Source organism: Peptidiphaga sp., assembly GCF_057238965.1.
This window is the reverse complement of sequence record NZ_DBHHEV010000101.1, coordinates 1,200-8,231: the sequence shown is the minus strand read 5'-3', so window position 1 is coordinate 8,231 and position 7,032 is coordinate 1,200. Positions and strand designations below refer to the sequence as shown.

General features: G+C 62.4%; 7 protein-coding genes. 4 read left to right on the top strand and 3 right to left on the bottom strand.

The features are described 5' to 3' along the window. From ACO48X_RS09965 to ACO48X_RS09955, 3 genes are all read right to left on the bottom strand, one after another. A partial coding sequence (locus ACO48X_RS09965) for a hypothetical protein (protein ID WP_485001938.1) occupies positions 1–204 on the bottom strand: 204 nt, incomplete at its 3' end. Beyond that, entirely contained in the window at positions 197–979 is a 783-nt protein-coding gene (locus tag ACO48X_RS09960) for an ATP-binding cassette domain-containing protein (RefSeq protein ID WP_485001937.1), read from the bottom strand. The genes ACO48X_RS09960 and ACO48X_RS09965, both read right to left, overlap by 8 nt. After that, positions 976–1,386 carry a GntR family transcriptional regulator gene (locus tag ACO48X_RS09955; protein WP_485001936.1) on the bottom strand — a complete coding sequence of 137 codons (411 nt, stop codon included), beginning with the start codon at positions 1,384–1,386 and terminating at the stop codon, positions 976–978. Before ACO48X_RS09955 ends, ACO48X_RS09960 begins: the two co-directional genes overlap by 4 nt. A 323-nt stretch (positions 1,387–1,709) precedes the next feature. On the opposite strand from ACO48X_RS09955, the gene ACO48X_RS09950 reads away from it, so the two are divergent. The 4 genes from ACO48X_RS09950 (at position 1,710) to ACO48X_RS09935 (ending at position 7,013) form a co-directional block, all read left to right on the top strand. Then, complete coding sequence (locus ACO48X_RS09950; protein WP_485001934.1) at positions 1,710–2,705, top strand: Gfo/Idh/MocA family oxidoreductase; 996 nt, start codon at positions 1,710–1,712, stop codon at positions 2,703–2,705. 96 nt (positions 2,706–2,801) lie between these two features. Beyond that, positions 2,802–4,505 (top strand): sodium:solute symporter family protein, encoded by a 1,704-nt coding sequence (locus ACO48X_RS09945; RefSeq protein WP_485001933.1) that lies wholly within the window; start codon positions 2,802–2,804, stop codon positions 4,503–4,505. Positions 4,506–4,517: 12 nt separating this feature from the next. Continuing rightward, positions 4,518–4,958 (top strand): hypothetical protein, encoded by a 441-nt coding sequence (locus ACO48X_RS09940; protein ID WP_485001932.1) that lies wholly within the window; start codon positions 4,518–4,520, stop codon positions 4,956–4,958. 615 nt (positions 4,959–5,573) lie between these two features. After that, entirely contained in the window at positions 5,574–7,013 is a 1,440-nt protein-coding gene (locus ACO48X_RS09935; RefSeq protein ID WP_485001931.1) for an MFS transporter, read from the top strand. Positions 7,014–7,032: the final 19 nt, after the last annotated feature.

The window sequence follows — 7,032 nt, the reverse complement described above, 5'->3', positions numbered from 1 at the left end:
CTCGAGAAAGTAGACGGCTGTCGCGGCGAGGGCGCCCAAGAACAGGCCGACCCCGATTGCCGTCGGCATCATTCGTCCATGGCGTCTCAAAATAAAGCGATTGACGGCGGCCTTCGCCCTTTCGGCTGCGACGTTTTCGTCGTCGGCCATGGTCGTTGTGTCGGCGTTGCCGGTCATGGTCTGTGCGTTCGCCTTGTCATTCATGGTCGCGTCCCTTCTGCAAAATTCTGTATGCGGCTGCGGTGTTGGAAGAGAGGGCCATCTTCATGAGCACGTCGGTCAGATGGGCCAGTTCGCCTCCGTCGGAGTGCCTGGATCGGACGTCGTCGGCGTCTCCGCTTTCGACGACTCGCCCGTTGTCCATGAAAATGACCGAGTCGAGGAGACTTTCGACCTCCTCGATCAGATGCGAGGACAGAACGAGGGTGCGCGGGTGCTTTGTGTAGTCCGCGAGGAGGCTCGCGTAAAAGATTTCCCGGGCGACGGCGTCCATTCCGAGGTGGACCTCGTCGAATACGGTCACCGGACATCTGGAGGCCAAGCCCAGCAGTGCGTAAAGGCTTGAGAGCTGGCCGCGGGAGAGCCGCGAGGGCTTCTTTTTCACGTCGATGCGGAACGCCTCGATCAGCTCGTTCGCGTAGTCGCGGTCCCAGTTGGGGCGCGACGCCTCCCAGAGCTCGAGGGTGCGCCGGGTCTTCTCGTCTTCGAGTATGGGGGTCGAATCGCTGACGTAGCAGACGTTTGCCATGAGGCCGGGGTTCTCGTAGACGTGCTGCCCGTTTGCGCGGACGCTTCCGGAAGTCGGGTAGAGGAGGCCGGCCATGAGCATGCCGACGGTCGACTTGCCGGAGCCGTTCCTGCCGAGGAGGCCGGTGATCGACCCCGGTTCGATTCTGAAAGACACGTGGTCGACGACGTTTTGCGAGTGACGCTCGTAGTGGAACGTCAGGTCGGCGACGTCGATGCCGAGGGGGTTCATTGCTTCTCCTTTGTGAGTGTGGCAAGGCTGCTTGCCGCCATGTCGAGGATCTCAGGGGATGAGAGGCCCAGAGCGACGCCTTCGGCGAGGGCGGGCGTCAGGGTCTCGTCGGCGTAAGACTTCTGCCCGGCCTCCTGCAGGCGCTCGTGCGCCCCCTCGGTGACGAACATGCCGATTCCCCTTCGTTTTTCGACGAGGTTCTCGTCGACGAGGAGCGCGAAGGCCTTGTTCGCCGTTGCAGGGTTGATGCGATAGGTGGTCGCGTATTGCGTTGTTGACATGAGCTGGTCTCCTGCCGCAAGAGTCCCCGTGAGGATGCTTCTGCGGATGTCGTTTGCGATCTGCAGGTAGATGGGATGCGAGTCGGAAAAACGCATTGCCTCAACTTCCTTAGTTCTGCGGTTCATTACACTACTAATTAACCATGGAACCGAAGGGGTGTCAAGCTCGATTGGGGAGCGTGTTTTGACCGGCCGGGTTTCCGCGAGAGCGGCTCAACCCGCGAGGGCGCCTCAAACGGCGGCAACGCTTCATTTCTGGCTGCCGGCGCTTCGTTTTGTCCGCGGCGGTGGGGTAGCCTTGACGAGCGGCCGCCTCGTGAGGCTTTCACGCCCCTTGCAAGGCACGAATCTCGCAAAGGGCAAGCCTTAAAGGCCCAGACCTTGTAGAGCGCAAACTTTGCAAGCCGCGCATCTCGCAACGAAGCGACACAAGCGAAAGGAAAGTGTCAATGGCCAAGCCTCGCATTGGTTTGCTAGGCGTCGGACGCATCGGAATCATGCATGCGCGAATCCTGGCGCCGAAAGTCGAAAGCCTCGTCGTCGCCGACGTCGTCCCCGAAAGGGCTCGGCAGGCGGCGGACGAATTGGGCGCCCGGGTCCGCTCCGTCGAGGACTTCTTCGATTCGGACGATCTCGACGGCGTCGTCCTCGCCACGCCCACCGACGCCCACGCACGCCACATCGAAGCCGCCGTCCGCCTGGGCGTCCCGATCTTCTGCGAGAAACCTGTGGCGCTCGACATCGCTTCGACAGAGAGGGCCAACGCCGCGGCCAAGTCCGCCGGGGTCCCCGTCCACATCGGCTTCCAGCGCAGATTCGACGCCGCCTATGCCGCAGCCCGCGAAAGGCTCGCAGCGGGGAAGATCGGGGAGCTGCGAAGGGTCCACATGCACACTCTCGACCAAGCCCCTGCAGTCCGCGAGTTCCTCGCCGCCAGCGGCGGCATCTTCACCGACTGCCTCATCCACGACTTCGACGCCCTTCGGTGGGTCACGGGCCGTGAAGTCGAAGAGGTCTTCGCCTTCGGCACAGATTTGGGGCTGCCCGATTTCGCCGACTTCTCCGACGTGTGCGAAACCGTCCTCGCGCTGCGCTTGACCGGCGGCGCGCTCGCCACCGCGCATTCCTCCCGCTTCAACGGCGCCGGGTACGACGTGCGCATGGAAGTGCACGGCACCGAGGGGACGGACGTCGTCGGCATGGACGAGCGCCTTCCGGTGCGATCGCTCGAACCCGGGGTCGCCTACCCCTCCGGTGAGCCGTGGGTCGACTTCATCGCCCGCTTCGCCGACTGCTACGAGCGAGAGCTCGAGGCGTTCCTCGACGTGGTCGCCGGAAAGGGCGAAGTCCCGTCGACGATCGACGACGCCGTCGCCTCCCTCCGTGTGGCCGAGGCCTGCGCGGCCTCGTGCAGGGAAGGCCGCCCGGTCAAAGTCGCGCGTTGAGCCCCGTTTGCTCCGCCGTCTGGGGCGACGCGCCCTTTTCGCTGCTACCCTTTTCTCTATGCGTTCCACGGCGGCACGCTAGAAGGAGATCGATGAATGGACTTACGGCTCGACGCGACGGCTTTTGACTACTCGTTCGTGGTCGTCTACCTGTTCTTCGTCATCGCCATCGGCGTCGTGACGAAACGCAAGGTCCTCACGAGCGAGGACTACTTCCTCTCAGGGCGTTCGCTGCCCGCGTGGATCTGTGCGCTCGCCTTCCTTTCGGCCAACATCGGCGCAACAGAGCTCATCGGAATGGCGGCCAACGGATCGCAGTACGGATTGGCGACGGTCCACTATTACTGGATCGGCGCGGTTCCGGCGATGGTCTTCCTCGGGCTCATCATGATGCCCTTCTACTACGGGTCGAAAGTCCGATCCGTCCCCGAATACCTCCGGCTTCGCTTCGACCGGCCCACCCACGTCTACCAGTCCGCGGTTTTCGCCATAGCGACGATCCTCGTGGCCGGCATCAACCTCTTCGCCCTCGCGCTCCTCATCAACGTCCTCATCGGCTGGCCTCTGTGGGCCTCTATCATCGCCGCCGCCGGCGTCGTGCTCCTCTACACGACGATGGGCGGGCTGACCGCCACGATGTACAACGAGGTGCTGCAATTCTTCATCATCGTCGCCTTCCTCATCCCGCTCACCGTGGGCGGGCTCATCAGGGTCGGCGGCATCGACGGCCTTCTCGAGACGATTCGCACCCACGAGCTCCTCGGGGAAAACGGGCTGTCCGTGTGGGGAGGGACGGGGCTCGCCAACACGACCAACCCCTATGGAAACTGGATCGCGCTGCTGCTCGGAATGGGCTTCGTCAACTCCTTCGGATACTGGACCACCAACTTCACCGAGGTTCAGCGGGCCCTTTCGGCGAAAGACATGTCGGCGGCCCAGCGCACGCCGATCATCGCGGCGATTCCCAAGATGCTCCTTCCCGCGATCATCATCATGCCGGGCCTCATCGCCGCGGTCCTCATACCCGAGCTTGCCAACGGCAAGCTCTCCCACAATAAGGCGCTGCCCGCCCTCATCGGAAAGGTCATGCCCACGGGGCTCGTGGGACTCGCGCTGGCGGCGCTCATCGCGGCCTTCATGGCCGGCATGGCGGCAAACGTATCGTCCTTCAACACCGTGGTCACCTACGACCTGTGGCAGACCTACATCCGCCCGGGCCGCAAAGACACCTACTACCTCCGCGTGGGCCGCAAACTCACGGTGGCCGGCGTCCTCATCGCCATCGGAGCCGCCTTCATCGCGGCGGAGTTCAACAACATCCAGGATTACATCCAGCTCCTGCAGTCGATCTTCAGCGCCCCCCTCTTCGCCACCTTCGTCTTGGGCATGTTCTGGAAACGCATGAGCGGGCCGGCCGGGCTGTGGGGCCTCGTCGCCGGAGCCGCGGGCGCGGCAGCCGTGCAGATCGGCTACCAAAACGGCTTCCTGGAGTTCAACTCCCAGCAGGCGGCCTCCTTCACCGGATCGGGGATGGCCTTCGTGTTCGACGTCGTCGTGTCCGTCCTCGTCACCCTCAGAACTTCGCCCAAGCCGGTCGAGGAATTGGACGGGCTCGTGTGGGGCCGCACGAAGATGCCGATCAAGGGAAGCCTTCCCGCGCCAGATCTGCACAAGGTCGCGGTCAAGGCCGAGCGTGAGCGCCTGGAGGAGGGACGCGGACTTGCCTGGTGGGAGAATCCTTGGCCGCTGGGCGCCGCCGTCATGGCAGCTCTGGTTCTACTCAACATTTTCGTGGGATGACGGAGGGAAACGATGAGGAAGAAACGCTGTCCCCGTTTTTGGCGCATGGCTTTTTTGGATCTGCGCGCCTGGGTCGCCGCGATGTTTTTCACGTTCGGCGCGATGCTGGCCGTCTACGGGGTGTTCTTCGCCGACGACGAGGATCTGGCGAAGGCCGCCGGAACAAACCTCGACCTGTGGACCGGCGTGGGAATGATCGCCTTTGCCTTTTTCTTCGCGGTTTGGCTTCTCGTCCGCCCGCTTGAGTCCGAAATCGTCTCCGAGGCCGAGCGGCTTGCCGACGCGGCCGAGGGGGCGGCGAATGCGGCTGAGGCAGACGGCGGGGGAGACGCCCCTTCCGGTGCGGCGGAGGAAGCCGCTGACGGCGTCGGCGCCGCGAAGGGTGTTGACGGCCTTTCGGGGGAGGGCCCGCCGGCACAGGGCGAGGCCCAGGATGCCGGCGCCAAAGGCTGAAGCGCCGAGTTGCGCAGGACGCCCGACGGCGCCGGAAGCGCCTGAGAAGGCTCCTGCTGTCAACGTGACATAGAACGTGAACGCGACATAGAAAATGTGTAAAGGCCGTCGATGAGGCAGGTGCAATCTTCGACGGCCTTTTGCCTTGCCCGCCCGGCTTTTGCCCTGCGTCGCCGCCCGGCTTTTGCCCTGCGTTGCCCGCCCGGCGCCCAACGCCGCGGCATTCCGTTCCGCCGGAGCGTTGGGCGCGGCAGCGGCGTCCTCGTCCCTTGGAACTGTCGAGTGCATCCATGGGACTTTTGGGCGAGAAGATTCTGTCTGAATGCTGTTAATTTTTGCTTATGGTCTGGCGTGACGTGCCGGCCGATCTGGACCCTCAGAGAAGAATTGAGTCCATTTCTGCCGTTCACCGCCCCCAATGGCGGGAGACCATAAAACAAGAACCAATTTATGGACGCTCTCCGTCCAAATCGTCTCACATTGCCTTCCAGTCGAGCACAAGCAACGTTTCTTTCCCAATTTTCCGATTTTGGGATTCTTGCTTGTTTTTGCGGGTTTTTGGCGTGCCCTGCGCGCTCGCGAGGAAGCTCTCCTTCGATGTCGAAAGGGACATTCATGCCTTCTCTCACCAGAGGTCTGCGGCGTGCCAGCGATCTCTCCATTTCCCAACGACGCTTCCTTTTGGTGCTCGTTTCCATTGGATCGTCGATCATCTACACTCCGGCCTATCTGAAGAACGTCTTTTACGATCCGCTTAAGGAGGCGATCGGCACATCCAATGCGGGGGTGGGCGAGTTGCTCGGCTACTACGCCATCACCGCGACGGTCTGCTACTTCCCGTCGGGCATCGTCGCGGACAAGATCAGGGTGCGCACGCTGGCGTGGGTCGGATTCACAAGCACGGCGATGCTGACCTACCTTTACGCCATGCTTCCCTCGTTCGCCGTTCTCAGATTCGTCTTCATCGGCATGGGGGTGACGACCATTCTCATCTGGTGGGGCATCCGGTTCAAGCTCGTCAGGCTCATCTCGGAAGAGGACACCTATTCCCGCAACATCGGAATCTCCTACGGGCTCTACGGCGCTGCGGGACTTCTCGTCGGCTTCATCAGCATGAAGATCATCGAGTGGTTTGCAGACTCCGCCGCAGTCGGGATTCAGTCTCTCCTCATCTTCCTCGGCACCCTCATTCTCATTCTCGGGATTCTCTCGTTCTTCTTCATTCCGAAGTTCGAGGGCGAGATCGATCCGACGAAAAAGTCCTTCGACATACGCCAGATTCGCGAGGCATTGAGGAACCCCGTCGTCTGGATTTCGGCCGCATGCCTGTTCTGCGTGTACTTCTTCTACACGGGCATCAACTATACAACCCCGTACCTTAAGAACGTGCTCCTGGCCTCCGCCTCCGTCACGAGCATCGTTTCGATCCTCCGCACCTACGGCATCACCCTCGCCTCCGGACCCGTTTTCGGCTTGCTTGCGAAAGCCGTAGGCTCGCCCTCCAAGGTCATCTTCGGCGGATCGATCGTGTGCGCCGGCGGTCTGTTCATGTTCACGATTCTTCCGGCCGAGCCGAGCGTGGTTTTACTTGTCGCAGTGCTCACCATTGTGCTTGGGTTCATCGCCAACGGCGTTTTCGGAATCGTCTCCTCACAGTTGACCGAGGGGAAGGTCCCCGTCCCGATCTTCGGCACGGCGGCCGGCATTCTCTCGGTCATCGGATTCCTTCCGGACACCTTCTCTTCGACCTGGTTCGGAAAGATGATCGACGATCAGCCTAAGGACGCCTACGCCGAGATCTTCCTGATTCTCGCGGGCTTCGCCGTGGCGGGGGCTGCCTTCGCCCTGCTTCTCCTGTGGTACGTCAGGCGCACGGGGAAGACGCAGCGGTTCGATTTGCCGACGGCTCCGGAGGAAGTCGATTTGGCGCCGTCGGAGCCGACGCCGGTTCCGTCTTACGAGGAAGCCGCAGAGCCGGCGGCCGCGGCGAAGTCGGCTTTCGATTCGAAGAAGGGCTCGGGCACAGGCTCGGCTTGGAGCTCGCATGCCGAATAACCTCAAGGTTCCCGCGATG